Source organism: Halomonas sp. McD50-4, assembly GCF_022348135.1.
GTDB classification, from domain to species: Bacteria; Pseudomonadota; Gammaproteobacteria; order Pseudomonadales; family Halomonadaceae; genus Vreelandella; species Vreelandella piezotolerans.
The window spans coordinates 77,956-104,845 of the sequence record NZ_JAKRFG010000007.1; the positions used below are offsets into that span (position 1 = coordinate 77,956).

The following is a 26,890-nucleotide window of genomic DNA, read 5'->3' on the forward strand; positions in this document are numbered from 1 at the left end:
AGAGGAGATTGCCTATTATGACGCCATCTCGCGTTTCAGGCGTGATCAAGCGGATGCAGCTAGGCCGTCGCGCCGTGATTGCACTTCCGCTGGTGTGGCTGACGCTGTTTTTCCTGCTCCCGTTCGCGCTGGTGCTGAAAATCAGCTTATCCGAATCGGCCATCGCCATTCCGCCCTATGGGCCGCTGGTGGAGTATGCCGACCAAACGCTCAACATTTTTCTGAATTTAGGCAACTATCTGTTTCTGTTGTCCGATTCGCTCTATGTGGCCGCCTACTGGGGGTCGATCAAAACCGCGTTCATTGCCACGGCGGTGTGTTTGCTGATTGGCTACCCGATGGCGTATGCCATGGCGCGTGCGCCAGGGCGCTGGCAGCTGGTTCTGCTGCTGTTGGTGATGCTGCCGTCGTGGACGTCGTTTCTGATTCGGGTTTACGCTTGGATGGGCATTCTCAGCAATAGCGGGTTGATCAATAACCTGCTGATGGGGCTTGGTCTCATCGATGCCCCGCTGCGGATGATGAACACGCAATTCTCGGTGATCGTAGGCATCGTCTACGCTTACCTGCCGTTCATGGTGCTGCCGCTGTACGCCCACCTGACGCGTTTGGATAATTCGCTGCTGGAAGCGGCATCGGACCTTGGGTCACGTAAATTCAACACCTTCTTGAAGGTCACGCTGCCGCTCTCGATGGGGGGCATCATTGCGGGCTCGATGCTGGTGTTCATCCCAGCGGTCGGTGAATTCGTGATTCCCGAACTGCTGGGCGGCCCCGATACGTTGATGATTGGTAAGGTGTTGTGGGAAGAGTTCTTCCTCAATCGGGATTGGCCCGTGGCCTCGGCGCTCGCCATGGTCATGCTGCTGCTATTGCTCGTCCCTATCGTGTGGTTCCACCGCTACCAGTCACGGGAGCTTGAAGAATGATCAGATCGCATCGGCGCCCAAGTTTTACCACCGTGATGCTGGTGCTGGGGCTGCTGTTTTTGTACCTACCCATGGTCGTTCTGGTGGTGTATTCGTTCAACGAATCACGCCTGGTGACGGTGTGGGCCGGGTTCTCCACCCAGTGGTACGGTGAGCTATTCCGCGACCAGCAGATTTTGTCGGCGGTGTGGACCAGTTTGAAAATTGCCTTCTTTGCCGCCAGCATGGCGGTGTGCCTGGGAACGGTAGCGGCCTTCGTCATGACCCGCTACGGACATTTTCGAGGTAAAACGGCACTCTCGAGCATGGTGACTGCGCCGCTGGTGATGCCGGAAGTCATCACCGGTCTGTCGCTGCTGCTGCTGTTCGTGCAAATGGCGCAGCTAATAGGTTGGCCTGCTGACCGTGGCATGGCGACCATTTGGATCGCCCACACTACGTTTTGTAGTGCCTACGTGGCGGTGGTGGTCGCCGCTCGCCTGCGGGAAGTGGACCGCTCCATCGAGGAAGCGGCGATGGATTTGGGCTCGCCCCCGGTCAAGACGTTCTTCTTCGTGACGCTCCCGGTGATCTCCCCGGCGCTTGCCGCTGGCTGGTTGCTGGCGTTTACCCTCTCGCTGGATGACTTGGTCATTGCCAGCTTTGTGTCGGGCCCGGGTGCGAACACGCTGCCGATGGTGGTGTTCTCATCGGTACGGATGGGCGTGTCGCCGAAGATCAACGCGTTGGCGACGTTGATCATTTTGACGGTGTCGTTGGCGACGCTGCTGGCGTGGTATTTCATGCGCCGCAGCGAGGCCAAGCGTCAGGCGGCCATGCAGCAGGCCGAAGGGGCTTGAATAGAGTTCGAGCGCCGCTAGAGCACGTCGTCATCACGGCCGGTGATGACGGCTTCTAGCTCGCCGGTCATCGGCGAAACGATGGCTTGAAGTTGGATGGGCGCACAGCACTGATGACAATCTTCCCAGGTATCATGGCTGCCCTGTGAGATGTCGATCACGAAGGTGAGCGGGGTGTCACAATAAGGGCAGTGAAAATCGTGATGGATCAACGCGTCGTCTTGCATGGTGTTTGCCCTTTTTAACGTTACACTGGCTGAAGCATGGACATGATGACTCAGTGTAGCAGTGCGCTTTACAGGCAGGCGCCTGCTGCGCGAATCAGGTAGGATATCAGCGGGTTTTCCCGAATCACCTAGCGAGATGAGAGCGATGATGAAACGATACATGGCAGTTGCGGCCCTAGCGGCCTTCCCAATGGTCGCCCAGGCAGATACACCGAATTTGACGCCCGGCGAGTGGGAGTTCGTCAGCGTAACTAGCGTCAGTGGCGATATGCAGATTCCCGATCAAACCGAAACCGAGCGTCAGTGCATTACCCAGGCAGAACTGGAAGGCGCTGAGTTCGGTTTCATCGAAGAGGAAGAGGGCTGCGAGCTGCTGGACCAAGAGATGAATGCCGATGGCCTCTCCTACAGCATGGTATGCCGCGCAGAGGGTGGCGAAGCCACCATCGATGGCGAAATGCGCTTCATGGGTGAGCAGATCGAAGGCACCGTGGATATTCTGACGCAGTCGCCCATGGGCGAACTGACCATGAACACGACGATCGAAGGCGAGCGTATCGGTAACTGCGAATAAGCACTCCCGTTACGATAGCCTAAACCACCAAGGGCGCCCACTGGGCGCCCTTGGTGTCTCTACTGCCCGTCGATTCATCGCTCTGGCGTTTCCAGCGGCGTGTGTGGCGCCGTCGGGGCATTGGCGATCTCCTCTTCGAGCTGACGCTTGACCGCCCCAGGCGAGCCGGAGTAGCGGGCCAGCAGGTCGTAGGCCACCGGCACGACGAACAGCGTAAAGAGGGTGGCAGCCCCGACGCCTGCCATGATGACCGTGCCGATCACTAGGCGTGACTCGGCCCCCGGGCCGCTGGAGATGATCAGCGGAATGGCACCGGCCATGGTGGTGACGGCGGTCATCAATATGGGCCGCAAACGCGTCACCGAGGCTTCGATCAGCGCCGAGCGAAACCCCTGGCCCTCATCGCGCAGTTGGTTGGCGAACTCGACGATCAAGATACCGTTCTTGGCCGCCAAACCGATCAGCAGTACTAGGCCGACTTGGCTATAAATATTCAGCGACTGGCCGCTGAGTAGCAGCGCGAGCAGCGCACCGCTCATGGCGAGTGGCACCGTCAGCATGATGACGAAGGGGTGAATCAGGCTCTCGAATTGAGCCGCCAGCACCAGGAAGACCACCACCGCGCCGAGGATCAGCAGAAACGTCGTTGCGCCGCTGGCCTGCTGGAAATCCCGGGAAGGCCCGGCCACGTTGGTTTGTACCTCTTCCGGTAGAAGCGTATCCGCGGCGTCTTGGAGGTAGGCCAGCGCTTCGCCAAGGGGATAGCCGTCAGCGAGGTTTGCTTCGATCGTGATGGCGCGTACCCGGTCAAATCGGTTCAGCGTGCTAGCCCCGGCAAAATCGGACAGTGTCACGAGACTGGCCAGCGGGATCAGTTCGCCCGTGCGCGCCGAGCGCACCTGAATGTTATCCAGCGCTCGCGGGCTGTTTTGGCGGCTGCGGTCGCCTTCCACGATGACGTCGTACTCTTCACCGTCATCTACATAGCGCGTCACGTTACGCCCACCTAGCAGGACTTCTAGTGTGCGGCCTATTTCGGTCACCGTAACGCCCAACGATGCGGCGCGTTCGTAATTGATATCCACCCTTAGCTGGGGCTGGGTTTCGTCGTAGTTGCTCTCGATGGCGGTCAGGCGCGGGTTGTTTTCCCGTACGTGGTTGATCAACCGATCACGCCAGCGGGCAAGATCTTCATAGGTGCCGCCGCCCAAGACGAACTGAACGGGCTTTTGTGTACGCTGGCCAAAGCCTTGGCGCATCACCGGAAAGGCTTGGACGCCAGGCAGCGAGCCAAGCTGTTGGCGCACGTCAGCCATGATCTCCCAGGCACTGCGGCGGCTGCCCCAGTCAGCCATATTGACGATGATGAACCCACTGTTAAAGTTTTCGATATTGCCGAATCCACGCGGGGCGCGCACGACCACGCGTTCCAGCTCGCCGCTCTCTACGAAGGGGGTTAGCCGCGCCTCGATTTCGTCCATGTAGTCCATCATGTAGTCGAATGTGGCGCCTTCGGGCCCATTCACCAGCACGATGAAGTTACCGCGATCCTCCTGGGGGGTGTACTCGTTGGGCAGCGCCGATGCGAGCCACGCCGTACCCGTGATCAGTAAAGCAAACAGCGCCACCACCAGCCATTTGGCTGCCAATACGGTTTCAAGAGCGCATTGATAGCGGCGCTTAGTGCCGTCCAGCAACCACTGTACGCCTTGGCCAATACGACTGTCGTGCATGCCGGGCTTGAGAATCTTGGAGGCCATCATCGGCGTTAGCGTCAGCGCGAGTAGGGTAGAGACGATCACCGCCGCCGCCATGGTCAGGGCAAATTCCGAGAACAGTCGGCCGATGTCGCCTTGCAGCATGCTCAGTGGTACAAAGACGGCGACCAGCACCAGGGTGGTGGCGATCACTGCAAAGGCGATTTGTCGCGTGCCACGAAAAGCGGCCACTAGCGGGGTTTCGCCATAGTCATGCATGCGTCGATTGATGTTCTCGAGTACCACGATGGCGTCGTCCACGATCAGCCCGATGGCCAGCACCAGGGCAAGCAGGGTGAGCAGGTTGATGGAGAAGTTCATTGCCGCCAGCGCCGTGAACGCGCCAATCACGGCAATCGGTACCGTGACGGCGGGGACCAGGGTCGTACGTAGATTGCCTAGGAACAGAAAAATCACGATGACGACAAGGCCCATGGCAATAAAGAGCGTCATGACGACCTGCTCGATGGCACCAGAGACAAACACTGAGGCATCGTAATTGAGGGCAAGCGACATGCCCGCGGGCAGCGTGCCCTGCAGCCGCTCCAGCTCCTGTTGCACCGCCTCAGACAGCTCGATCACGTTGGCGGTGGACTGCATGATCATCCCCAGCCCCACCATGGGCACACCGTTGGCTCGGAACACCGAGCGATCTTCTACTGACCCGACTTCCACGCGGGCGACATCGGCAAGACGTACCAAATAACCGTTGTTGCTTTGAGTGAGCGCTAGGCGCTGAAAATCATCGGCGGTGGCGAAGCTGCGCGGCAGACGGACGATGAACTGACGGTCATCGGACTCGATCGAGCCAGCGGGTAGCTCGACGTTCTCGGCGCGTAATGCGTCTTCTACATCGCCCACGGTTAGGCCGCGAGCCGCCAGTGCGTTACGGTCGAGCCACACGCGCATGGCGTAATCTTGGCCGCCGCCGACACGCACGCGGGCAACGCCGGGTTGCACCGACAGGCTATCAACGAGAAAGCGGTTGGCGTAGTCGGTGAGTTCGGCAATCGAGTAGTCCGCCCCCGACAGGCTCAGCCATACGACGATCTCTTCGCTGCTATCGGCTTTGGTGACTTCTGGGTTGTCGGCGTCGTCTGGGAGGTTGCGCAGCGCGCCGGAGATGCGGTCGCGTATATCGTTTGCCGCGGCGTTGATATCCATGGTGATGGCGAACTCGATTTCGATACGCGAGCGGCCATCTTCACTTTGAGAGGTGATCAGTTCGATACCTTCGACCCCGGCAATACGGTCTTCCAGCACTTGGGTAATACGTGTTTCTACCACACTTGCTGAGGCGCCGGGGTAGCGTGTATCGATACTAACGATGGGCGGGTCGACCGTGGGATACTCTTGAAGCGGTAAGCGATTGAGCGCCAGCAGTCCAAAGGCGATGATTAGCGCCGCAATCACCATGGCGAGCACGGGCCGCTGGACGGAAATATCGGATAAACGCATTAGCGATCAGCCTCCAGCAGCGAGCGAATATCCGTCGTTTCGTCGGCAATGCCCAGTAGCCTGACCTCTTGGCCTTCTCGGGCGAGCTGTAGGCCGTGGATCACGACCAAGTCGCCTTCACGAAGGCCTTCGAGGATTTCGACCTCGCCACTGCGTCGCTCGCCAATAGCGACCTCACGGCGTTCTAAGCGCGGGGCCTCCTGCTGTTGAATTACCATGACGAAATGGCGGTTGCCACTGGGCTGAAGGGCGGCTTCAGGGAGCACGAGCGTCTCGCGCACGCGCTGTTGCACGATGACCTCCATCAGCATGCCGGGGCGCAATTTCAAGTCGGGGTTGGCAAGCTCGGCGCGAACGTTCACGCTGCGGGAGGTGGGATCGATGCGCGTGCCGATACTAGCAATTTCCCCGCGAAACACCTCGTCTGGATACGCTGCGGTGGTGGCCGTTAGGCTCAGCCCGGCAGAGAGTCGGCCCAAAAACACCTCAGGCAAGGTGAAGTCGAGCTTCATGACGTCGAGCTTGTCGAGGGTCACCAGCGCCATACCTGGGGTGACGAGCGTGCCGACACTGACATCACGAAAGCCGACCCTGCCGCTAAACGGTGCAAGGATACGATAATTCTCGAGTCGCGCTTCTAGCGCTTGGGCATCGGCTTGCGCTTGGCGGAGCTGGGATTGCGTATCTTCGACGTCGGCTCTGGCCGCTAAGTTACGCTGCTGCAGCTGCGAGGCGCGGCCGGATGCATTGCGCCGCTCATCGGTGAGCGCTTGCGCTGCTCTCAATAGTGCCTGCTCTTCGGCATCTTCCAGACGAATGAGTAAGCGGCCACGCTCGACCTGTTCACCATCGTCAAAGTTGATCTCCGCGATGGTGTCGGTGACAGTAGCGGATAATGTCACGCTCTCGTCGGCGCTCAAAGTGCCCAGCGCTTCCAGCGGGTCCGACCAGGTGTCGGACGCTACTTGATACCCAATGACGGGTGGGGGTGTTTGCGCGCTGGCAAGAGTGGCCCAACCAAGCAGTAGTAAGAGGCCACAAAAGGTGCGTTTCGATGCAGGCATAAGTGTCTCGATATCATTCACGGACTGGGTGCTTTACGCTCCACCGTCCAGGCCGGTGTCAGCCCCTAGGCGCAGCGGTGCCGTACCGCCAAGCGAAATATTGTGCTCTTCTTGTACTTTAAGGATGATAATGTACAGCAATGTAGTGCTTTTTACCTGTTAAAATACCCGCCTATTCTTTTTGGGAGCCTTTGTAATGGTCTTCGACGTCGTGGTCATTGGCGCGGGCGCCGCTGGTTTGATGTGCGCGGCGCAGGCAGGCTATGCCGGGCGACGTGTCTTAGTGCTCGACCATGCCAACAAAGCGGGTAAAAAAATCCTAATGTCGGGGGGAGGCCGCTGTAACTTTACCAATCTTGATACGGCGCCTGGGCATTTTTACTCTGAAAATCCTTATTTTTGTATCTCCGCATTAAAACGTTACCGTCCAGAACACTTCGTATCGCTCGTGGAAGCCCATGGCGTCGAGTATGTAGAAAAAGCGCCTGGACAATTGTTTTGCGCCGATTCCGCTAAAGAGATCGTTCGGGTGCTGATGACCGAGTGTGAGTGGGCTGGGGCAGAGGTGGCACTGAAAACCTCCATCTCGCGCGTGGAGCGCCAAGGGGAGGGCATGCGCCTGACCACCTCCATGGGGACCATCGATGCAGGCGTGGTCGTGGTGGCTACAGGGGGGCTCTCCATTCCCACCATGGGGGCGACGGGATTTGGCTACGACATTGCGCGCCAGTTCGGCCTGGAGGTGCTGCCCACTCGCCCCGGCTTGGTGCCGTTTACCCTGAGCGATAGCTGGAAAGAGCGGGTCGCAGCGCTTTCTGGCGTCAGCCTGCCCTCGGCGGTGAGTTGCAAGGAGACGCGCTTTGTCGAGCCGATGCTGTTTACCCACCGAGGGCTGTCTGGCCCCTCCATGCTGCAGATCTCCAGCGTGTGGGAGTCTGGTAGCGCGATTACCATTGACCTCATGCCGGGTGAAAACGTCGCGGAGGCCTTGCGTCATGCGCGGCAGGAAACCCCTAAGCGTCTATTGTCTACCTGGCTTGGCGAGCGTTTTCCCAAGCGCTTTGCCCAAGCATTGCAAGAGTGGTACCCCAACGCAGAGCTGGCTAGTCCGCTGGCCCAGTACAGCAATGAAGCGCTTGATGTGTGGGCTCAGCGGCTCAACCACTGGCAGCTAAAACCGGCGGGTACGGAAGGGTGGCGCACGGCGGAGGTGACGATGGGCGGGGTAAGTACCCATGCTATCTCATCGAAAACTTTCGAAGTCAAAGACCTACCGCAGCTGCGCTTCATTGGTGAGGTGCTGGATGTGACGGGGCAACTAGGCGGCTATAACTTTCAGTGGGCATGGGCTAGCGGTGTTGCCTGTGGACAAGCGTGTTAAGTGTCATCGACACGCATTAAACAAGCCGCTGCGGTAAGTGAGCCGCAGCGGCTTGTCGGATCATCCTTATCGCAGGCGTAGCGGTCAACGGACGATTATGTCGCCACTTTGGCAAGGAGCTTCAACTTTCGAAAGAGCATGTAACCTGCCAGTGCCTTACGACCTAGCACCATGGCACCGCCTGGATGACGTGCAATGCGTAACGCAGCAATGCCGCCAATGGCGTAAAGCGGCAGTTTGATGCTTTTCCAATGACGTTCCAGCGGGGAAGAGGCATGTAGCAACGTGTCGCTATCGACCAGTATGTCGATACGCTGCTGCTCCAGTTCGGCGAGCAGCGCCGCCTTGCGCTCTGCTCGACTGAGTGGTTTAACGACGCTATCGTGACGGGTCATCCTCATTCACCTCTAGCAAGGCCCGGTCCGCCGCAAGCTGCTTTAACGTTTCTTTGAGCAGCGTATGACGCTTGGCTTGACGAAGTGCTATTACGGCGAGTAGTACGCTGAGTGCAATCAGTACACCAGCACTCACGCTGATGGCCGTGAGACGATACGTGTCCCAAAAAAGCACAATGACAAGAGCCGTTAGCGTAGCAATGCCAAGAAGCAGTAATAGCAGGCTGGCACCAGCAAGCAGCAGTAAGACTAATAAGCGGGCGCGCTCTTCCTCTAGTTCCAAAACCGCCAAACGCAGGCGGGTCTCACTGTTGGCAACCAGTGTTTTTAGCAGGCGTTTGGCGGCGGAAAAGACACGTTGGGTAGGACCCAAAGCCATTAGCGACGTCCGAGGAGCATACCAACGACAAGGCCCGCTGCGGCACCAAGGCCGATGCTGGTCCAGGGGTTCTCACGGACGTAACGATCACAGCAATCGACCTGCTCTGAAAGTGTCTCGCGGGTATCTTCGTAAAAACGTTCACCGCGGGCTTCTAGGCGGGCACGGGTATCCTTCAAACGTCGTTCGGCACGCTCACGCAGGTCGCGCATTTCGCCGCTAGCATCCTTGGAGGTGGCGTTCATCAGCTCTTCGACGGTTTCGCTGAGGTGACGCAGATCCTCTTTGAGCTGGTCAGCACGGGCAGAGGTGTCTGTATTACGTTTTGCCATGATGTCTTCCTTTGACGAGTGAATGAATTACGACTTCAGCATAGCAGTCATCATCATATAGACAACCTTACTGGCTTAACGGTTCAGCCCAGTGGCGCTGAACAGTGGGTTGAGGCTAAAACCAAGGCTCAGGCGATGCACGCGGTGGTTGTAATCGATCATGCTCTCGCCGTAACCGTAGTAATACTGCACATGGGTGCGCACGCCGTTGAACGCGGGCCAGCTGTAATCGATCTGCGTGCCGTAGTTGCCGGCGCTAGGGTTGCCACGCAGTTGACCGGCAAATTCATGGTTGTTTTGCAGGCGCTTGGCGAGGCGAATGTCGCCATAGCCGACGAAGCGCTCGATATCGGGGTTGTCATCATCGCTATCCGACTCGGGCACGCGCCAGTGGGGCGCCAGGGTGAGCGCCCAATCGCCGCTTTGGAAGGTGCTTTCCAAGTACACTCGGTTCCAACTGCGCGAGAGCGGATCGGAGCGGCCATTTGATTGATGGATGAACGACACGCGGTTGCGGGTGTTCACCCATCCCAAGGCACTCCAGGCGTTGTCGAAGTCGATAAACACTTCGGGCTCATAGTTGGTTTCGCGAAACGGCGAGGAGGCATCGGTGTTGTACGCCTGCCACCAGCTACGCTGGGTATACGCAAAGTAAACGTCGCCTATGTCACCGAAGACATTTTCGGCCAAATTGAACTTGGCACTGAATTGAAATTTGACCTCACCACTATCCGGTTGAACGTCGTCTGTGATGCTGCGGAAATTCTCGACGTTTTGATTCGTGTTGTAGCTAATGGGGAACAGATAGTTGGTGCGATGCGTCGTGATGGCGAAGGGGTTACGTGACGACTCTTGTTCCAACTGTCGCCGTTCGCTCAGGTCTTCGAGCGCTACTTCGACTGGCAGCGGCGCTGGTTCGATACCCTGGGCGGCATCTTCGGGTGCTTCGATTTGCTGAAGCTGCTGGCGCAACTGGTAGAGTTCGGTATTGAGCGCTTGAATGCGCGCTTCAATGTCTTCTCGGGAATCGGCTATGGCGCTTTGACTGAGCACGGTCGCGCTCACAAATGTCGCCAAACCGGTGAACAGCAGTTTTCGGGTAACCATCAACGTGGCTCGCAAATTAAGAGTAGAGAGATGCCAGCATTGTTTCTATACATGCCGCTTGTGTAAGTCAACTCCGTATGGCGACGTGCTGACAATATTGCGTCGAGCTGTCTTACCCATGACAATGGCTATCTCGCCCGACATCGCGGGCCGATATGTCTATGAGGCATCCGTCACGTGGTTAGAAATGCCCTGAAAGCCGCCATCGGCTGCCTGTTTGTGGTAGTGCTGTTGGCGGAAACCGCCATCGCTCAAAGCACCTCGATCGAGGGCGTTCCTCCTCAAGCTGAGCTCTCCGAACGCTTGGCAGTCATTGAATCTCTTGAAACTGAGCCTACCGCTGAGCAGCAGCGTGACCAAGCGGCGTTGACCGCTGCATTGCAGGCATATGAGCGGCTCCAAGCGATCGAAGAGCGTCAGCAGGCACTCGAGCAGCGGGTCAGTCAGGCGCCTGAGCAGTTGCTACGCCTGGAGCGTGAGCTCAACGCTGCGCAAGAGGAGAGTCTGCAGCTGTCGGTCGATAACCTTAGCGATATGCCTTTAGAGGCTTTGGAAGCCGAACAAGCGGATGCCGTGATCGAACTGCAGCAGCTCCAGAGCCAAATGGCCGAGGTGAATTCCCAACTCCTTGCGGCGCAAACGCTGCCCGAGCGGGCGCAACAGGCCATTTCCGAGGCGCTGCAGCGGGCTGAAACACTGCGTCGTGAGCACGATACCCGAGCCGCGCTGCTCGCCGACCGCCAGCTTTCGGCCCGTGAGGATGCGCAGCTCATTCAGTGGCGCTTAGAGCGAGCGGTGGCCGAGCAAGAGGTCACCCTGAACCAGCGGGAGTTGAGCGCTAACAGTCGCCTGCGCGAGCTGGCTCAGCAGCGTCGTGACCTGATTGCCTTGCAAATCGACCAGCAAGAGCAGCAGCTCAACCTGCTCCAGGGCGTGATCGACCGCCAGCGACGTCTTCAGTCTGAACAGGCCATTGCCGACGCCGCCAAGAACGATCCATTGATCGCCGAGGGGCACCCTGTCGTGCTGAATGCACAGCAGATCAACCAAACGCTTAGCCTGGAGCTATTGCGGGCGACGGACCGTGCCAATGGCATCGTGCGCGAAAACATCGAGGCGCAGCGCCAGTTGGAGCATGTTCGCCAGCTCCAGCGCAGCCTCAACGAGCAGATGGAGGCGATTCGCGGCAGCCAACTGTTGTCGCGTATTCTTCGCGAACAGCGTCAATCGCTACCCGTTGTGGTGCCGCGCCGGGATTTGCAAGATGAGATCGCCGATCTGCGTTTGAAGCAGTTCGATCTCATCCGCCAGCGCGATCAACTCCGGCAGGGCGAGCGACTGGCAGCTCAGCGCCTGGAAGAGGCTGGCGTCGATGTCACGCCAGGGCTGGTGGATTCTCTGACCCGCTTGTATCAATCCCGACGCGAGCTGGTCGAGCAGCTCGAACAAGCATACGGCAACCTATTGAGCTCGGCTATCGAGCTACAGCTCAATCAGCAGCAGCTGCTCAGCACGACACAAGATTTACGCACTACCATCGATGAGCAGCTGTTTTGGGTGGCCAACAGTCGTCCTCTAGATGTGAACTGGCTGCGCCAACTGCCCCAGCATCTTCAGCAGGAGTGGCGGGAAGGGGAGTGGCGCGCGGTGTTGCCTACTCGTTGGAAAGGGCTCTCATGGGACATGTTGGTGGGCGCGCCACTGCTGCTGTTGAGCGTGGTTTTAATCGCTTTGCGCGGGCATATCAAAGCGCGTTTGGCGCTGATTCATTCACAAATTGGCCGTTTGAAGAGCGATACCCAGCTGCATACCCCCAAGGCCGTTTTGCTCAATGCACTGCTGGCGGTACCAGGCCCGCTGGCGTTGGCTGGCACGGGCGTAGCCCTACGTACGGCGGAAGGCGGCCTGGCCCTTGGACTGGCACCGGCGCTGCTGCAGCTTGGTTTGAGCTGGTTCGTGGTAGCCCTTGGGCGGCGACTGCTGGTGCCCGACGGCGTCGCCGAGCGTCACTTTACCTGGTCACCGGCGTACAACGCGCGGCTGCGTCGCTTGTTGATTGGGCTGGGCATGGCGCTGGTACCGGTCGTGGCCATTGCGGCCATGTCTGAACAGATGGAGACCCCCTTGGCCCAGCGCCCTGTCGCCATGGCACTGTTCATGGGGGGGCTGCTTGCCATGGCGTGGTCGCTGACGCAGCTCATCCTGGCCCATGTCCCAATCTTTGGTGTGCGGCTTTTCAGGCTGATCTTGGGGCTCGCCATGGCCGCCGTTCCACTGGTGCTGATGGGCCTGGTTGCCTGGGGCTACGAGTACACGGCGCTCAGGCTGGTAGCGCGTTTTGCCATTACGCTCTACCTATTAGGGCTTTGGGTGGTAGTGGAGGCGACGGTGGTGCGTAGTTTGGCCGTTGCCGCCCGCCGCTTGGCCTACCGCCGAGCGCTGGCCAGACGGCGCGCCCAGGTGCAAGAGGGTGCCGAAGGCGGGCTCGAGGTAGTCGAAGAGCCGCCGCTGGATATGGAAAAGATCAACGCTCAGTCGCTGCGGCTCTCCAAGCTGATTCTGCTGATTGGTTTCAGTGCGCTGCTCTATTTGGTGTGGTCGGACCTGCTCTCGGTGTTGGGTTACTTGGACCAGGTATCGCTTTGGGACGCGGGCGAAGGCGATCTGGTCGATGATGCTCTCTCCATTTCGGATTTTTTTACGGCGCTGCTGGTGGTGGCTGTCACGTTCATCATGGCGAGTAACCTGCCAGGACTGCTCGAAGTCATGGTGCTCTCTCGCTTGGCGCTCAAGCAGGGCAGCGCTTATGCGATTAGCTCACTGCTCTCTTACACCATCGTAGGCACCGGGATCGTCATGTCGCTGGCGACCTTGGGGGTCTCTTGGGACAAGCTGCAGTGGCTGGTGGCGGCGCTGAGTGTGGGTTTGGGGTTTGGCTTGCAAGAGATCTTTGCCAACTTCATTTCGGGATTGATCATTCTGTTCGAGCGCCCCATTCGTATCGGCGACACCATTACGCTAGGGAACCTTCACGGCACGGTCAGCCGGATTCGCATTCGGGCGACCACGGTGACCGACTTCGACCGCAAAGAGATCATCATTCCCAACAAAACGTTCGTGACCGACCAACTGATCAACTGGTCGCTCTCCGACAACGTGACCCGCGTGGTGCTCACCTACGGCGTCTCCCACGGTTCGGATTTACCACTCGTGCATAGACTGTTACGTCAAGCTGCCGATGAGAACGCACGCGTATTGGATGACCCGGAGCCGCAGGTGTTCTGCTTGAGCTATGGGCCACACAGCCTGAATTTTGAACTGCGTATTTTTGTCAATGACCTACTGGACCGCTTGTTTGCTGCCGACGAGGTGAACTGCCGGGTGGACGAGCTGTTCAAGGAGGCTGGAGTGAAAATCGCCTTCGAGCAGTTGGACGTATGGCTACATCGTGAGCAGGGAGAGCCGGTGAACGTGCAGTCGGATTCGACTCTCCCGCCCGCTACCTTGAGCTGATCGCTACCGCTTGCTGGCAAATAGTAGAAACTCCCGATTGCCGTCGCTGCCGGTAATCGGGCTCTCTTGCCAGTGACTGATGACGAGGCCGCACTGCTCGCAGGCGTCGCGTATGTGGTGTTCTACCTCTTGATAGCGCTGCGGGTCGCGCACGATGCCGCGCTTATCCAGCGCGCCTGGGTCGAGTTCGAACTGCGGCTTGACCAGGGAGAGGAGCTGCCCGCTGGGTGGCAGCAGTGCGGCAACCTCAGGCAAGATCAGGGTCTGGGAAATAAACGAAACATCCATGACCGCAAGATCAATGGGCCGTTCGGCGAGGGTGTTCAATAGCGCCGCTGCACCGCTCATATAGCGGGCGTTGAGTCCTTCTAGGCACGTCACACGAGGGTCGCTGCGCAGGTGGCTGGCGAGTTGGTCGTGGCCCACTTCCACACCAATGACGTGGCGCGCGCCGAACTGCAGGGCGCAGTCGGTAAAGCCCCCCGTCGATTGACCAATATCCAGCACGCCTCGCTCGTCGAGGCGCATATTTAACGTCAGTAGCACGCTCTCCAGCTTGAGCCCCGCCCGAGAGGCGTAGCGCTCCTCTGGGTCTGCGTCGATGCGTAGCGGCGTATCGGAGGGCCATTTCTCCGATGGTTTGCTCAGCGGCTTTCCGTTGCTCAAAAAAACGCGCCCGTTTTTGATCAGTCGTTGGGCACGGGTACGAGAACTGGCCAGCCCTTGGCTGACCAGCAGTTGGTCGAGTCGTATCATGGTGGTCATGTCTGTGATGGTAAAGCGCCCGGGTTATTGGGGCCCCTGGTCAGCCTGTAGCTCGGCGGAAGGGAGACGAGTCGCTCCCCAACTACGATGCAGATATCCCTTCACGCGGTCGAGCTCCTCGGTGGATACCGTCGCCAGTTCGCCGCGCTCTAAGGGGTCGTAGTGGTAAATATAGAGTCGCGAGGTGAACTGCTCGAAGGGCAGGGATGCCTCGCCAAAGCGCTCGCCGTTGCCGGACGTGCTGACCTTGACCCCGTCGCCCCAATCTTGGCCACTGTCGTTGTTGGGATTGTAGAAGTAGACCCGCATGATGTCGTTGGGGTCTAGCGAGGCGCGCAAAATCGTAATGGCGTGCCAGCCAATAAACCGTGCGGCGCTGTCGGTCACGGCAATACCCGCAGGCTGGGGATGAATCAACGGCTGGTTGCCGTTGTAGTACGGATGATAGCTGGCATAAAAATGGCGAACGAAACTATCGACTTCGGCCAACTGGCCGGTCGCGACATCGACATTGATGCTGAAGCCACGGCCAGACCACCAGCCATGAAATTCAGGGTTGACCCAACGGTGTGGATCCCCCTCGCGACCTAAGCAGCGACGTCCCATCTCGGCATAAATTCGGTCCAGGTGGGGCACTACGATCAGTGACACCGGATCGAGATCCATCGGCAGCTCGGTAGCCACGCCCGAGATACTCTCGTTCGAGGAAATCGGCTGGCCTTCGAAGTGCATGATGATTTCATCGTCCCGCGCCGCCCAAGTCACCATCTGAAGCAGATAGTCCGGGTCGTTATAGGCCCACATGGAGAGTGCCCGCGCCGATTGGCAGGTAGGGTTGTTACCCTGACCGACACCCAGCGGTAGCCCTAGCATGCACAATACACCCTCGATGAGCCGTGCACGGGGTGAGGCTACCTCGCCATATGCCAGGGTCAAACGCGCCTCGGCCCACTCGGAGAGTTGAAGGTTGAGCTGACGCCATATGGCGGGTGCGACAGGCGGTTGATAGAGGATGCCGCGTTCTAGTAAAAGTGCCAGACCGTAAACCGCCTGCGCGGTGGCTGGGTACACACCGCTGCGAATCAGTGCATGCACCAGCTCTCGGTAGCAAAGCAAACAGTCGCGGCCAGTGGAGGAGAGCCCAAGGGCTTCGGAGAGCAGGTGGTCGCCCTCTTCTAGCAGGTAGCGCAATAGCACCGCATGGTAAGGAGATACCAGGCCGGTATCGTGCATGGCGCGGGCAAAACCAATGGATTCTGCCTGAAGCGTGGCGTTATCCATTCGCTCCAGACGCCCTCGGTAGATATCGATGCCGGGATCTTCCCGGCAGGCTTGTGTCGGGCCATATAGCGAGCTGACGAGTCGATCCGCGCCATGGCCGCTGGCCCCTAGATCGATGTCTGGATTGGCTTGGCAGAGTGCAATCTGGGTGATCATCTGTTTAATGGCATCGACCTGAATCGGGCGCTGCTTGAGAATGCGCCAGATCTCATCGATCAACTGATCGATGACGTACTCATAGCCGATACGCTCGGCCAGATGCTGAAACAGCAGGCGAGAAATGTTGGCTAAGCGCCCTTGGGTCTCTCGCTCGGCTTCGCTGGGTGCGTTGAAGAGCAGCCACAGATTGATCGCCATGACCTGGGTAAGGTAGTGGTGGGCATGCTCTTGAGAAACGAGCGGGTGGGCATAATCGCCCTTGGCGACGGCGAGAAGCCTTAATTCGCTGAGCGCTTCGATGACGACCACGTTGGCATCGGCGCTTTTCAGCGAGAAGGTCGTCAAAGTAGGTACCAAAAACTGAGGAGTTGCCCAATCGGAACCGGCAAAGACCCCGGCAGATTCGATATCCATCGAGCGATGCTCCAGAGCGGCACATCCGCCTGCTTGAAGGAGCACGCGGCGTGCAGTGTCGAGCACGCGGGGGAGCTTTGACGGTTTAGAAAAGGTTGGCGCCTGCGAAAGCAGGCGCAATGCATCATCGAATTTGCTCAGTAGTCCAGCAAGCTTGCCATCTTGTGTGGCAGTAGCCTCGTGCTTGGTCGTCACGGTGACTCCTTATCCCAGCGTAAGCGGGGATTATACATAGAAGTCGAGATCTTCTTGGCGTTTGAGGAGATCGCGAATCGTATGTGCATCGTCACCCTTAAAGTAGATCAACCCCCAGTGAGTGCCAAAGGCGGTGCGTTTCGTGACGGTCTCTTCCAGCGGTGGGGTCAGCTCGTGAGACTCGAAGTAGGGGTGATCTTCCGTCTCTTCTGGAATCTCTAGGCGGCTCACGACGCGGCGGCGTGGATAGACGCCGAAGCAGCCTGCAAAGCCGTCGGCATCGACGATCTCTTTCGGGAAGAACTCAGCCACTTCTTCTTTGGTGCTTTTCGGGTCGAAGACCAGCAAGGACGCCTGATAGGCGTTAAAGCCGTAAACCCGCTCCAACAGTTCGAAGACTTTGAAGCCCGGCGGACGGTAGGCGACCTCACCAAAGTACATCTCACCGTCGCTGGTGACGAAGTATTCGGGGTGAATCAGACCGAATTCGATATCGAAGGCTTTGATCAGTTTTTCGATCTGCGCGGTGATTTGCGCGCGATACTTCTCCAATTCTGGGGAAGCAGGCACGAAGACCGAGTAGCCCAGCGTGACGTACTCGGAAATGTTCAAAAAGGCGATTTTGCCATCGTGAATCCACGCTTCTACCGCGAACTCCCAGCCATCCAGGTGTGACTCCATCAGGACTGGAAACTCCTCCTCGGGGATCGTATCGACTTCGTCAGGGGTACGAATGACCCGGTGGCCCAAACAACCCGCTTTGTCGAAGGCCTTGAGGTGGATGGGGTCGTTGGGGTCGCCATCGAGCTTCAACAGCGTCTGGTTGACGCGCTTGAGAAAGCGGATGACATCCTCTTTGTCGTGGGCTTCTTCGAAAATGCCCACCCGAATGCCACCAAGCTGTGCGCGGCGTTTCATGAGTGCCTTATCACGCAGTAGCAGCGACTGGCCGTAAAGACGCGGATTGTCGAGCAGCACCGAGTTGATGGCCCCCGCCCACTCCACGGTCTCTTCGAATAGGGGGATCGCCACGTCGACGCCTTTTTCCTTGAGCGTTTCGGCGATCTCCATGGAGCGGTCATTGAGGCGCTCGAAGTTCCAAGGGACGTAGGGAATGTCGTGCTTTTGGCAGTACTCCTCCGCCCAGTCGGGTGCCACCACGATATATCGGCGGTCAAAGTTTTCCGCCGCTTCGATCGCATTGAGGCTCCAGCCTAAGAGGGCGATATAGCCCTTATTGGGATCCTTTTGCATGGTGTTGACTCCTCTGGGGTGATGAATGGTCTTGCCAACTGCTCTCTTCACCATACACGACCCGAACCATTCTGGGCTAATTAGCAGCTTCTGAAGCGAAAATAGCGGGAATTCGCCCACGTTAGCGATGTCTGCTAAAGAGCCCAGCGCGAATATGGTAGGCTTGCCCAGTAACGATACGTTCAAGTGGCAAGAGGATTAGGCCAAGATGGCGGCCAAGCCGATCTACCGTGTAGTGGTTCACCAGCAGGGTGAAATTTGGGATTTATACGTCAGAGAGATCTTTCAAAGCGAACTCTGGGGCTTTATTGAAGTCGAGGAGTTTGTCTTTGACGATGCGTCGCGGGTGGTGGTGGATCCAGGAGCGGAAAAACTGCAGCGAACCTTCGAGGGAGTGAAGCGTAGCTACCTGCCGTTGAATGCCATTGTGCGGATCGATGAGGTAGAGCGTGAAGGCCCGTTGAAAGCCGTGAAAAGTGATGCTCGCGTCGCAGAGTTTCCTCGTCCCTTCCCGTTACCGCCCCGCGGGGAAGGGTAAGCGCCTAAGACATGCGCAACGCTTTGAGCGACACGCGCGGCGGCTTCGTCGGCCACGCGCGTTTTTTGACCAGGACATGACGTCATGCAAGTAGAAAAAATTCGCAGTAACTGTTATGCCGCCGCTGTGGGCGTGCTGTTAACCGTGAGCAGCCAAGCAGCGCTAGCTCAATCCGATAGCCAAGCTTGGGTGAGCGATGAACTGAGCACCTATGTGCGTAGCGGGCCGACAGATGGATATCGCATTGTGGGAACGCTGAACGCCGGCGAGCAGGTCGAGGTGCTGGAAACCAGCGGCGATTACACACGGGTACGCAGTAACAGCGGCGACACCGTTTGGGTGCTCAGCAATGAGCTGCAGCAAACGCCCAGCGCGCGTCAGCAGCTTCCCGAGCTGCAAGCCCAAGTTGAAGAGCTGACGCAAGAGCTAGACGGAATCAACGATACCTGGGAGCAGCGGGTTTCCTCCATGACGGAAACTCTGGATATTCGCGAGCAGCGTATCGCCGACCTGGAAGCCCGAAACGCCGAGTTGGACAATCAAGCGGAGCAGTCTCGCCAGCAGGTGCGCGCCCTGCAGGCCCGCTTGGATACCCAGGAGGAGGACTTGCTGATGCGCTACTTCATGTACGGTGGCGGTGTGGCAGGGGCCGGTCTGTTGGTAGGCTTGATCGTGCCGCATTTACCGCGCCGTCGTAAAAAGCGCGATCGCTGGTTCTAAACGTGCTTTCCAAGCAATAACGAGGTAGCTCATGGAAAATCCCTGGCGGCAGCGCTGGCAAGAGGGGCGCATCGGCTTTCATCTCGAGGAGACTCATCCTGCGCTGGTCAAGCACTGGCCGGAATTAGGCGTGGCCGATGGGACCAAAGTGCTGGTGCCACTATGTGGGAAGAGCCTAGACATGCGCTGGCTGGCGGATCGCGGGCACCCAGTGCTCGGCATCGAGCTTGCACCGGAGGCCATCGAGCAGTTTTTGGCTCAGCGACGCAGCGGTGTTTCGCGCTATACCCAAGCGGGGTTCGAGGTGTCTCGGCAGGGCAGTATCGAGCTGTGGTGCGGTGACTTTTTTCATCTGCATATTCAGCAAGCGGCAGAAGTGGGCGCGTTCTACGACCGGGCCTCTTTGATTGCATTGCCACCGGCAACGCGAGAGCGTTATGCCTTTCATTTGGCGCAATTGACCCCGCCGGGAGCAAAAGGGCTGTTGGTGGGGCTTACCCATGGCGATGGCGAAGCGGGGCCGCCTTTTAGCGTGCCGGATGACGAAATCGAGCGCTTGATGACGCCCAACTTCCATGTCGAGCGGCTGGCTCGTCTAGAGGCTGATGCTCGTGGCCGCAGCGAGAGCCTATGGGCGTTAGAACGTCGCGGGCCACGGGTATAAACGAGCGCTTATCGGGCTAGCAGCCTGCCCAGCTCTGGGTCACTGAACGCCCGATTCAGTCCATCGCTAAGCAGATCGTTGAGCATACGTGTATTGGCATCCTCGCCGGGCTTGATGGCGTAGCCTTGGGTACGGCGTGACGTATACGTGCCGGTATAAGTCGTGCCCTGGTTGTGTGCGATCGCACGGAACACCCCTTCGATGCGCGCTTCATCGATCAGCGGCTGGCCACTGTCGCCACGTCCGTAATCCAAGCTGGCAAGCTCTAGCGTCAAACTGGGACGACCCTGCGCGGTTTCGCGGGTGGGAGTGAACCCCATATCGCTGGCGGCGCGTTCGGCTTCGGCCTGCAGGCGCGGGATCAGTTCGTGACTGCTGACGGTAATCTGCGCGGTGGACATGTTGCCGCCCGTCCGCGTACCAATGACTTCACTCGGCCGGGCGTCGACGGCCACGACGGTAACTTGTTGACCCGAGCCGGTTTGTGGCACGCTGGCGCTACGGGTGGGGTTGAGCTGTAGATACTGAGGGCTTGCGCAGCCTGCTACCAGTAAGGTGGCCAGCAGCGCACCCGACGCGCGTAAAAAGTGACGCCGACGCATATTACTCTCCGCAATCATCCTGGTTGAACGAGACAAAGGCCGCAGTATAGACCTGAGTTTACGCGAGACGCCAGCCATGGCTAGGCCACGCGGGTCTGTTGCTCGGGTGTTTTGGCCTCTTCTTTGAAACGGTGCCACTGGCGCGGATGGGCAAACAACCGCTGGCCGCGGCGCATATGCAGGCGCTCGAAATCGGCATGGCGAACGGTGGCTTGCCACGGAGTGGCTAGCCAGTCGGCCTCTAGCTCTACGCGCACTTCGGCACCGACCGGGGAGATGGCGGTAACGGTCACCGGTAGGTGGCACTCCGCACTGGGCTCCTCTGCAAGGCGCACCTCATGGGGGCGGAGCAACAGCTCTTCATCGCCGTCGGACAAGTCCACGTTCAGGTGGGCATCGCCGCAGGTCAGTACGCCATTGCGAACGCGCCCTTCTAGGTGGTTCACATCCCCCAAGAACTCGAACACGAAGCGGTTCTTCGGCGCGCGGTAGAGCGTATCCGGCGTGTCGATCTGCTCGATGCGGCCGTTGCTCATGACGACCACACGGTCTGAGAGCTCCAGTGCTTCTTCCTGATCGTGGGTGACGAACACGCTGGTGAAGTTCAGCTCGTCGTGCAGGCGACGCAGCCAGCGGCGCAGATCTTGACGCACTTTAGCATCCAATGCCCCAAACGGCTCATCGAGCAACAGTACGTCTGGCTCTACGGCGAGTGCGCGCGCCAACGATACGCGCTGCTGCTGGCCACCGGAAAGCTGTGCAGGGAGCCGATTTGCCAAGTGCTGAAGCTGAACCATTTCCAGGAGTCTAAACACCCGTGCACGAATGTCGCCGCTGGAAGGACGACGCTTTTTCGGCATCACCGTGAGACCAAACGCCACGTTGTCATAGACGCTCATATGGCGAAACAGGGCGTAGTGCTGGAAGACGAAGCCGATACGACGATCGCGAACGTGCACGTGGGTAACGTCACGGTCGCCGAACAGTATTTTACCCGGCTGCGGCGAGCGGTCGGCGCTTTCCAGGCCGGCTATGATGCGTAGCAGAGTGGTTTTGCCCGAGCCGGAGGGGCCTAGCAAGCCCACCAGTTCACCTTCGTGAATATCCAAATTGATCGGTTCGAGCGCCTGGGTGTTGGCAAAGTGTTTGGCGATATTCTGTAAGCGAATACTCATGAGAATGCCTCCCGGCGCGATGCGCGCCATTCAAGGCCTGCCTTGGCCGCAAGCGTGAACAGGGCAATCAGCGCCAACAGCGCAGCGCTGGCAAACGCCCCGACGGCGTTGTAGTCCTGATAAAGCTGCTCTAGGTGTAGCGGTAGCGTATTGGTTTGCCCGCGAATGGCTCCTGAGACAACCGACACCGCGCCAAATTCACCCACCGCACGGGCATTGGTCAGGATGATGCCGTACAGTAGTGCCCAGCGGATGTTGGGCAGTGTGACCCGCCAAAACGTCGTCCAACCAGAAGCACCTAACGTCACGGCGGCTTCTTCCTCGCGTGACCCTTGCGCCTGCATGAGCGGAATCAATTCCCGCGCCACGAATGGGCAGGTGACGAAGACGGTCACCATCAAAATGCCCGGCCAGGCGAACATCAGCTGAATGTCGTGGCTATCGAGCCAGCCTCCGATCCAGCCGTTGCGGCCGTACAGTAGGAGATAGATCAAGCCAGCGACGACGGGAGAGACGGCAAACGGGATGTCGATCAGCGTTTGCAGAATGCGCCGTCCCGGAAAGCTAAAGCGCGTCACCAGCCACGCCAAGGCGACACCGAAGACCAAGCAGATGGGGATGGTCATCAGCGCGATGATCAGCGTGAGACCAATGGCGTGCAGAGTGAACGTATTGCTCACGTTCCCCCAAAACACTGCCACACCTTGAGAGAACGCTTGAGCAAAAATAGCCACCAGCGGCAGCAGCAGAAATAGCGCGGACAGCAGCAAGGCTGCGCCAATCAACAAGCGCCGCACGGTGGGCGCGTCACCAATCCGGCGCATTATCCTTTTCCTCCATGCAGGCGGCGCACGAAACGCCCCTGCCAGATGTTGATGGCGAGCAGCAGTGCTAGCGAGACGAACAGCACCACCGAGGCAATGGCGGATGCCCCCGCATAGTCATACTCCTGCAGCTTGACGAAGATCATCAGCGCGGTAATTTCGGTTTCGTAGGGCATGTTACCCGCAATGAAGATGATCGCGCCGAACTCGCCCAGTGAGCGCACGAAGGCAAGCCCGGTGCCGGTGACGAGCGCGGGCCATAGATGCGGCATGATGACGCGGCGAAATGCCAAGCCATCGGTGGCACCCAGGGACATCGCGGCTTCGTCCACTTCGGCGGGTAAATCTTCCAGCACCGGCTGAACCGTGCGCACCACGAAAGGGATACTGGTGAAGGCCATCGCTAGGGCAATTCCCACCCAAGTATAAGCGACCTGAAACCCCATCGGCTCGATGATACTGCCCACCCAACCGTTGCCCGCATAAAGCGTGGCGAGGGTAATGCCTGCCACTGCGGTGGGCAGGGCAAAAGGGAGATCCATCAGCGCATCGAGCAGGCGTTTGCCGGGGAACTCATAGCGTACCAGTACCCAAGCCAAAAGCAGGCCAAATACCGCATTCACCAGCGCGGCGACCGCTGCCGCGCCGATGGTGACCATGTAGCTGGCCACCACGCGGCCTTCGGTGATGATCGCAACATACTCGGCCAAGCTCAGTTCGGAAAGCTGACCGAACAGCCCCGTCATCGGCAGAAGCAGTACCAGCGAGATGAACAGCACGCTGATGCCCATGGATAGACCAAAACCCGGCAGCACGCGCGTGCTGCCGGATCGCCAAAATGCTAACTGGCTCATGAGATACCGTTAACGACGCTGCAGTTGATCGAGAAGAGCACCGCCTTCGAAGTGGGTCTCCATCGCTTCTTCCCAGCTGCCGAACACGTTCTCGACTTCGAATAGCTCGGTGTCGGGGAACTGGTCGGCAAACTCGTCGACCACCGTCTCGTTATGAACGCGGTAGTTGAAACCTGCTAGCTGGCGCTGCGCTTCTTCGGTGTAGAGGTACTCCAGGTAGCCCTGGGCGAGGTCGCTGTTCCCGTTACGCTCGGCGTTCTCACCCACGACTGCCACCGGGAATTCGGCCAGAATGCTGACTGGCGGAACGACCACTTCGTAGTCATCGCTGCCGTACTCGCTGCGGATATTGTTCACTTCTGACTCGAAGCTGATCAATACATCACCAATGCCGCGCTCGATGAAGCTGGTCGTGGCACCACGGCCGCCGGTGTCGAAGACGGCAACGTTACGCAGGAAAGTGCGCATGAAGTCCTGTATCTGCTCTTCGTCACCGTCGAATTCGTTTTCGGCGAAGCCCCAAGCGGCTAAGTAGGTGTAGCGGCCGTTACCCGAGGTTTTCGGGTTAGGGAAAACGATCTGAACGTCTTCCTGGGCTAAGTCATCCCAGCTTTCGATGCCCTTAGGGTTGCCTTTACGCACCAAAAACGCCGTGGTGGAGTAGTAGGGCGAGGCGTTGTTCGGGAACGCATCCTGCCAATCTTCTGCTACCAGACCCGCATCGGCCAGTACCTGAACATCGGTCACTTGGTTGAACGTCACGACGTCGGCACGTAGCCCCTGCATGATGGCACGCGCCTGAGCAGAGGAGCCGCCGTGCGACTGACTGATGGCGACTTCTTCGTCATGCGCCTCTTCCCACCATGCCTGGAACTCTGGGTTGATGGCGGCAAACAGCTCACGGGCGATGTCGTAGGAAGAGTTCAGTAGCTCGCGTTCCTGAGCAACGGCAGCGCTGGAGAAGGTCATGCCAGAAACGGCAGTACCTAGGGCGACGGCCAGCAGGCTGCGGCGAAGGGTAGTACGGAATGCAGTGGATGACGTCATTGCAAACTCCTAGAAACGATGGGCGATGATGCTCGCAATGCTGTTAAGGTTAAACCTTGGATTGTGGAATTACAATCGTGTTTTATATTCTATTTGGAAATATGTGTTGACGTATCGAGCGAGCATGGCCCGTCTTTCAGGCTGGTTGGTCGTGCGTTCTGGGCATAGGGCTTCGTGAGCAGCTCTGGTAAGATATGCGCTTGAATGTCTTTCTTATCTCATCATCACGTACTGTTTATCCGAGGACCCCGCCATGAGCGCTGCCCAGGAATTTTTGATTGCCCCGTCGATACTCTCCGCCAATTTTGCGCGGTTGGGCGAGGAGGTCGATAACGTTCTGGCGGCTGGCGCCGATGTGGTGCATTTTGATGTGATGGATAACCATTACGTGCCAAACCTGACCATTGGGCCGATGGTATGCAAGGCCCTTCGCGACCATGGTGTGACCGCACCCATCGATGTTCATCTGATGGTGAAGCCAGTGGATCGTATGATCAGCGATTTCATCGAGGCTGGGGCTAGCTACATCACTTTTCACCCCGAAGCCTCCGAACATATCGATCGCTCTTTGCAGCTCATTCGTGATGGCGGCTGCAAAGCAGGGTTGGTGTTCAACCCGGCCACACCGTTGTCATACCTCGATTATGTGATGGATAAAGTGGATATGGTGCTGCTGATGAGCGTCAATCCTGGGTTTGGCGGCCAGTCATTCATTCCCGGTACGTTGGACAAACTGCGCGAGGCACGGGCGCGTATCGATGCGGCGGACTTGCCGATTCGCCTTGAAATCGATGGCGGCGTGAAAGTCGACAATATTGCAGACATCGCCGCCGCTGGTGCCGATACCTTTGTTGCTGGTTCGGCGATTTTTAACGCCCATCAGGCAAGCGACCCGCATGGCTACGACAGCGTGATTCAGCAGATGCGAACGCAGCTCGCTAAGGTGCGCTGAGACGGAAAGCGCGCTAAAACACAAAAGGGCGGCTGATCTTCCGCCCTTTACATGTCCTTAGTGAAGTTTCATACGTGGTTTGAGGTAGCGGTTCAATTTATCCACTAGCCAGGCAAGCCCGGTTTTCGGCGCGCCGTGAATCGAGAGCTGATGCATGCGATAGAGCGACGCGTAGGCTTGGCGCGCGAGCCATCCCTCCAAAAACAGACCTCGAGAGGCCGAGCTGCGCATCAAATTTCCGACGGCATCGTAACGGGCCAGCGATACCAATGAGCCATGGTCGTGATAGGTAAAGTCTTGCAGCGGCTTTTTAGCTAGACAGTGTTCTAAATTCTTCGCTAGTAGCTTTGCCTGCTGATGCGCCGCCTGAGCGCGAGGCGGTACCGTGGCTTCGTCGCCTTGGGGGCAGCAAGCACAGTCGCCCATCGCAAAAATATGCGAGTCGTCCACGCTTTGTAGTGTCTGTTTGACGTTGATCTGATGGCGCTTATTCGTGCTCAAACCCAGCTCGGCCAAAAACGAGGGAGCCTTGATGCCTGCCGCCCACACATTCAGGTCGGTTTCTATTATTTCCCCGTCCCCTGTGACCAACTGATACTCCTGAGCTTCTTGAATTGCCGTGCCGACATGCACGGTGACACCCAGGCTCTCGAGTTCCTGCTGAACGGTCTGGCTGATACGTTCGGATAAGCCGGGCAGCAGTCGCGGTGCTGCCTCGATCAAATGCACGCTGATCGTTTGGTGATCCACCGCTGTGACGCCGTAGGCATTGAGCAGCCGAGATGCGTCGAGGAGTTCGGCGGACAGTTCAACGCCCGTCGCTCCGCCCCCGACGATGCCAATGGTGAGCTGAGTGTGCTGGCGCAGACTGGGGTCGGTATAGCGCAGAAACGTGTTGATCATGTCCCGCTGGAAGGCTTTGGCCTGCTGGGGAGAGTCGATGAAGTGGCAGTGCTCTGCAACGCCTTGGGTGCCAAAATCGTTGGATACACTGCCTAGCGCAAGTACCAAGTAATCGTAGGTGAGCTGGCGGGCGGGAAGCACTTCCATGCCATCTTCGTCTTCGATGGGCGCTAGGTGAATGACCTTCTTGTCACGATCCAAGCCATTCAGCGAGCCGCGCTGGTAGCGGTAGTAGTGGGCCGAGGAGTGACCGCGATAATCCACTTCATCCATGCTGGAGTTGAGTACCCCGGTAGCTAGCTCGTGCAACAGCGGTTTCCATACGTGGGTGGCATTGCGGTCGAGTAGGACGATCTCAGCGCGCTTTTTCTTGCCCAGCGTATGCCCAAGGCGTGTGGCAAGGGCTAGCCCGCCTGCACCGCCGCCCACAATCACAATTCGGGGAATGGCCATTACTCTCTCCTTGGCAAATATAGCCACAGCATAGAACTTTCTACGCTGTATGACGAAGGTCTAAACGGGTAAGATGATGGAATTAATCGACATTATCGTGAACCAGTCGCTTAGACGCATCAGTGAGGCCGGCGC

25 protein-coding genes are annotated in these 26,890 nt (G+C 58.4%); 9 read left to right on the plus strand and 16 right to left on the minus strand.

The features are described 5' to 3' along the window. The first annotated feature begins 17 nt into the window (after positions 1–17). Both MHM85_RS10410 and MHM85_RS10415 read left to right on the plus strand, forming a co-directional pair. Entirely contained in the window at positions 18–929 is a 912-nt protein-coding gene (locus MHM85_RS10410; RefSeq protein WP_139525559.1) for an ABC transporter permease subunit, read from the plus strand. Further along, on the plus strand, positions 926–1,768 hold the full coding sequence (locus MHM85_RS10415) for an ABC transporter permease subunit (protein WP_139525560.1): 843 nt from the start codon (positions 926–928) through the stop codon (positions 1,766–1,768). Before MHM85_RS10410 ends, MHM85_RS10415 begins: the two co-directional genes overlap by 4 nt. A gap of 17 nt (positions 1,769–1,785) precedes the next feature. On the opposite strand, the gene MHM85_RS10420 is transcribed toward MHM85_RS10415, so the two are convergent. Further along, on the minus strand, positions 1,786–1,995 hold the full coding sequence (locus tag MHM85_RS10420; RefSeq protein ID WP_153842408.1) for a CPXCG motif-containing cysteine-rich protein: 210 nt from the start codon (positions 1,993–1,995) through the stop codon (positions 1,786–1,788). 160 nt (positions 1,996–2,155) lie between these two features. Here MHM85_RS10420 and MHM85_RS10425 point away from each other — a divergent pair, with 160 nt between their 5' ends. Then, on the plus strand, positions 2,156–2,569 hold the full coding sequence (locus tag MHM85_RS10425; RefSeq protein ID WP_139525562.1) for a DUF3617 family protein: 414 nt from the start codon (positions 2,156–2,158) through the stop codon (positions 2,567–2,569). A gap of 74 nt (positions 2,570–2,643) precedes the next feature. Here MHM85_RS10425 and MHM85_RS10430 read toward each other — a convergent pair whose 3' ends face one another. Next, positions 2,644–5,784 (minus strand): efflux RND transporter permease subunit, encoded by a 3,141-nt coding sequence (locus MHM85_RS10430; RefSeq protein WP_153842409.1) that lies wholly within the window; start codon positions 5,782–5,784, stop codon positions 2,644–2,646. After that, positions 5,784–6,848 carry an efflux RND transporter periplasmic adaptor subunit gene (locus MHM85_RS10435; RefSeq protein ID WP_153842410.1) on the minus strand — a complete coding sequence of 355 codons (1,065 nt, stop codon included), beginning with the start codon at positions 6,846–6,848 and terminating at the stop codon, positions 5,784–5,786. Before MHM85_RS10435 ends, MHM85_RS10430 begins: the two co-directional genes overlap by 1 nt. 196 nt (positions 6,849–7,044) lie before the next feature. On the opposite strand from MHM85_RS10435, the gene MHM85_RS10440 reads away from it, so the two are divergent. Then, positions 7,045–8,229, plus strand: coding sequence for an NAD(P)/FAD-dependent oxidoreductase (locus tag MHM85_RS10440; RefSeq protein WP_219863231.1), 1,185 nt, complete (start codon positions 7,045–7,047; stop codon positions 8,227–8,229). A 95-nt stretch (positions 8,230–8,324) separates the two neighbouring features. On the opposite strand, the gene MHM85_RS10445 is transcribed toward MHM85_RS10440, so the two are convergent. From MHM85_RS10445 to MHM85_RS10460, 4 genes are all read right to left on the minus strand, one after another. Beyond that, the gene (locus MHM85_RS10445; RefSeq protein WP_219863233.1) at positions 8,325–8,624 is read right to left on the minus strand and encodes a YqjK family protein; all 300 of its coding nucleotides are present in this window, start codon (positions 8,622–8,624) and stop codon (positions 8,325–8,327) included. Beyond that, a complete protein-coding gene (locus MHM85_RS10450; protein ID WP_153842412.1) occupies positions 8,608–9,003 on the minus strand; it encodes a phage holin family protein in 396 nt (131 codons plus the stop codon). The genes MHM85_RS10445 and MHM85_RS10450 overlap by 17 nt, the downstream gene beginning before the upstream one ends. Further along, entirely contained in the window at positions 9,003–9,335 is a 333-nt protein-coding gene (locus MHM85_RS10455) for a DUF883 family protein (RefSeq protein ID WP_139525567.1), read from the minus strand. The genes MHM85_RS10450 and MHM85_RS10455 overlap by 1 nt, the downstream gene beginning before the upstream one ends. Positions 9,336–9,410: 75 nt before the next feature. Then, complete coding sequence (locus MHM85_RS10460) at positions 9,411–10,442, minus strand: phospholipase A (protein ID WP_139525568.1); 1,032 nt, start codon at positions 10,440–10,442, stop codon at positions 9,411–9,413. Between the two features lie 177 nt (positions 10,443–10,619). Between MHM85_RS10460 and mscK the strand changes: the two genes are divergently transcribed. Continuing rightward, positions 10,620–13,955, plus strand: a complete 3,336-nt coding sequence (mscK, locus tag MHM85_RS10465) for a mechanosensitive channel MscK (protein ID WP_139525569.1) — start codon at positions 10,620–10,622, stop codon at positions 13,953–13,955. A 3-nt stretch (positions 13,956–13,958) separates the two neighbouring features. On the opposite strand, the gene MHM85_RS10470 is transcribed toward mscK, so the two are convergent. The 3 genes from MHM85_RS10470 to MHM85_RS10480 are packed head-to-tail and all read right to left on the minus strand — an operon-like array spanning position 13,959 to position 18,023. Next, positions 13,959–14,711 carry a TlyA family RNA methyltransferase gene (locus MHM85_RS10470; protein ID WP_139525570.1) on the minus strand — a complete coding sequence of 251 codons (753 nt, stop codon included), beginning with the start codon at positions 14,709–14,711 and terminating at the stop codon, positions 13,959–13,961. Positions 14,712–14,744: 33 nt separating this feature from the next. Next, a complete protein-coding gene (locus MHM85_RS10475; protein ID WP_239285843.1) occupies positions 14,745–16,769 on the minus strand; it encodes a hypothetical protein in 2,025 nt (674 codons plus the stop codon). 30 nt (positions 16,770–16,799) lie between these two features. Beyond that, positions 16,800–18,023, minus strand: coding sequence for a carboxylate--amine ligase (locus tag MHM85_RS10480; protein ID WP_239285845.1), 1,224 nt, complete (start codon positions 18,021–18,023; stop codon positions 16,800–16,802). A gap of 208 nt (positions 18,024–18,231) precedes the next feature. Between MHM85_RS10480 and MHM85_RS10485 the strand changes: the two genes are divergently transcribed. The 3 genes from MHM85_RS10485 (at position 18,232) to MHM85_RS10495 (ending at position 19,945) form a co-directional block, all read left to right on the plus strand. After that, positions 18,232–18,561, plus strand: a complete 330-nt coding sequence (locus MHM85_RS10485) for a DUF1820 family protein (protein ID WP_009100748.1) — start codon at positions 18,232–18,234, stop codon at positions 18,559–18,561. Positions 18,562–18,645: 84 nt separating this feature from the next. Beyond that, positions 18,646–19,281: a TIGR04211 family SH3 domain-containing protein gene (locus MHM85_RS10490; protein ID WP_139525573.1), complete on the plus strand. Its 636-nt coding sequence runs from the start codon at positions 18,646–18,648 to the stop codon at positions 19,279–19,281. A 31-nt stretch (positions 19,282–19,312) separates the two neighbouring features. Then, entirely contained in the window at positions 19,313–19,945 is a 633-nt protein-coding gene (locus MHM85_RS10495) for a thiopurine S-methyltransferase (protein WP_139525574.1), read from the plus strand. 8 nt (positions 19,946–19,953) lie between these two features. Here the strand turns inward: MHM85_RS10495 and MHM85_RS10500 are convergent, their stop codons facing one another. The 5 genes from MHM85_RS10500 to cysP all read right to left on the minus strand — a co-directional run bounded on the left by MHM85_RS10500 (position 19,954) and on the right by cysP (position 24,447). Continuing rightward, complete coding sequence (locus MHM85_RS10500; RefSeq protein WP_239285848.1) at positions 19,954–20,547, minus strand: YajG family lipoprotein; 594 nt, start codon at positions 20,545–20,547, stop codon at positions 19,954–19,956. Positions 20,548–20,627: 80 nt separating this feature from the next. Further along, a complete protein-coding gene (locus MHM85_RS10505) occupies positions 20,628–21,722 on the minus strand; it encodes a TOBE-like domain-containing protein (RefSeq protein ID WP_219863243.1) in 1,095 nt (364 codons plus the stop codon). Continuing rightward, a complete protein-coding gene (gene cysW, locus MHM85_RS10510; RefSeq protein WP_139525577.1) occupies positions 21,719–22,546 on the minus strand; it encodes a sulfate ABC transporter permease subunit CysW in 828 nt (275 codons plus the stop codon). The genes MHM85_RS10505 and cysW overlap by 4 nt, the downstream gene beginning before the upstream one ends. Beyond that, positions 22,546–23,400, minus strand: a complete 855-nt coding sequence (cysT, locus tag MHM85_RS10515) for a sulfate ABC transporter permease subunit CysT (RefSeq protein ID WP_239285850.1) — start codon at positions 23,398–23,400, stop codon at positions 22,546–22,548. Before cysT ends, cysW begins: the two co-directional genes overlap by 1 nt. 9 nt (positions 23,401–23,409) lie before the next feature. Further along, positions 23,410–24,447 carry a thiosulfate ABC transporter substrate-binding protein CysP gene (gene cysP / locus MHM85_RS10520; protein WP_153842416.1) on the minus strand — a complete coding sequence of 346 codons (1,038 nt, stop codon included), beginning with the start codon at positions 24,445–24,447 and terminating at the stop codon, positions 23,410–23,412. Between the two features lie 253 nt (positions 24,448–24,700). Between cysP and rpe the strand changes: the two genes are divergently transcribed. Continuing rightward, the gene (gene rpe / locus MHM85_RS10525) at positions 24,701–25,399 is read left to right on the plus strand and encodes a ribulose-phosphate 3-epimerase (protein WP_139525580.1); all 699 of its coding nucleotides are present in this window, start codon (positions 24,701–24,703) and stop codon (positions 25,397–25,399) included. Positions 25,400–25,456: 57 nt separating this feature from the next. Here the strand turns inward: rpe and MHM85_RS10530 are convergent, their stop codons facing one another. Then, positions 25,457–26,755, minus strand: a complete 1,299-nt coding sequence (locus MHM85_RS10530; protein WP_139525581.1) for an NAD(P)/FAD-dependent oxidoreductase — start codon at positions 26,753–26,755, stop codon at positions 25,457–25,459. Between the last annotated feature and the right edge of the window lie 135 nt (positions 26,756–26,890).

Coding starts and splice junctions, on each gene's coding strand:
- MHM85_RS10410 (WP_139525559.1), top strand. CDS start 18: ATGACGCCATCTCGCGTTTCAGGCGTGATCAAGCGGATGCAGCTAGGC.
- MHM85_RS10415 (WP_139525560.1), top strand. CDS start 926: ATGATCAGATCGCATCGGCGCCCAAGTTTTACCACCGTGATGCTGGTG.
- MHM85_RS10420 (WP_153842408.1), bottom strand. CDS start 1,995: ATGCAAGACGACGCGTTGATCCATCACGATTTTCACTGCCCTTATTGT.
- MHM85_RS10425 (WP_139525562.1), top strand. CDS start 2,156: ATGGCAGTTGCGGCCCTAGCGGCCTTCCCAATGGTCGCCCAGGCAGAT.
- MHM85_RS10430 (WP_153842409.1), bottom strand. CDS start 5,784: ATGCGTTTATCCGATATTTCCGTCCAGCGGCCCGTGCTCGCCATGGTG.
- MHM85_RS10435 (WP_153842410.1), bottom strand. CDS start 6,848: ATGCCTGCATCGAAACGCACCTTTTGTGGCCTCTTACTACTGCTTGGT.
- MHM85_RS10440 (WP_219863231.1), top strand. CDS start 7,045: ATGGTCTTCGACGTCGTGGTCATTGGCGCGGGCGCCGCTGGTTTGATG.
- MHM85_RS10445 (WP_219863233.1), bottom strand. CDS start 8,624: ATGACCCGTCACGATAGCGTCGTTAAACCACTCAGTCGAGCAGAGCGC.
- MHM85_RS10450 (WP_153842412.1), bottom strand. CDS start 9,003: ATGGCTTTGGGTCCTACCCAACGTGTCTTTTCCGCCGCCAAACGCCTG.
- MHM85_RS10455 (WP_139525567.1), bottom strand. CDS start 9,335: ATGGCAAAACGTAATACAGACACCTCTGCCCGTGCTGACCAGCTCAAA.
- MHM85_RS10460 (WP_139525568.1), bottom strand. CDS start 10,442: ATGGTTACCCGAAAACTGCTGTTCACCGGTTTGGCGACATTTGTGAGC.
- MHM85_RS10470 (WP_139525570.1), bottom strand. CDS start 14,711: ATGATACGACTCGACCAACTGCTGGTCAGCCAAGGGCTGGCCAGTTCT.
- MHM85_RS10480 (WP_239285845.1), bottom strand. CDS start 18,023: ATGCAAAAGGATCCCAATAAGGGCTATATCGCCCTCTTAGGCTGGAGC.
- MHM85_RS10485 (WP_009100748.1), top strand. CDS start 18,232: ATGGCGGCCAAGCCGATCTACCGTGTAGTGGTTCACCAGCAGGGTGAA.
- MHM85_RS10490 (WP_139525573.1), top strand. CDS start 18,646: ATGCAAGTAGAAAAAATTCGCAGTAACTGTTATGCCGCCGCTGTGGGC.
- MHM85_RS10495 (WP_139525574.1), top strand. CDS start 19,313: ATGGAAAATCCCTGGCGGCAGCGCTGGCAAGAGGGGCGCATCGGCTTT.
- MHM85_RS10500 (WP_239285848.1), bottom strand. CDS start 20,547: ATGCGTCGGCGTCACTTTTTACGCGCGTCGGGTGCGCTGCTGGCCACC.
- MHM85_RS10505 (WP_219863243.1), bottom strand. CDS start 21,722: ATGAGTATTCGCTTACAGAATATCGCCAAACACTTTGCCAACACCCAG.
- cysW (WP_139525577.1), bottom strand. CDS start 22,546: ATGCGCCGGATTGGTGACGCGCCCACCGTGCGGCGCTTGTTGATTGGC.
- cysT (WP_239285850.1), bottom strand. CDS start 23,400: ATGAGCCAGTTAGCATTTTGGCGATCCGGCAGCACGCGCGTGCTGCCG.
- cysP (WP_153842416.1), bottom strand. CDS start 24,447: ATGACGTCATCCACTGCATTCCGTACTACCCTTCGCCGCAGCCTGCTG.
- rpe (WP_139525580.1), top strand. CDS start 24,701: ATGAGCGCTGCCCAGGAATTTTTGATTGCCCCGTCGATACTCTCCGCC.
- MHM85_RS10530 (WP_139525581.1), bottom strand. CDS start 26,755: ATGGCCATTCCCCGAATTGTGATTGTGGGCGGCGGTGCAGGCGGGCTA.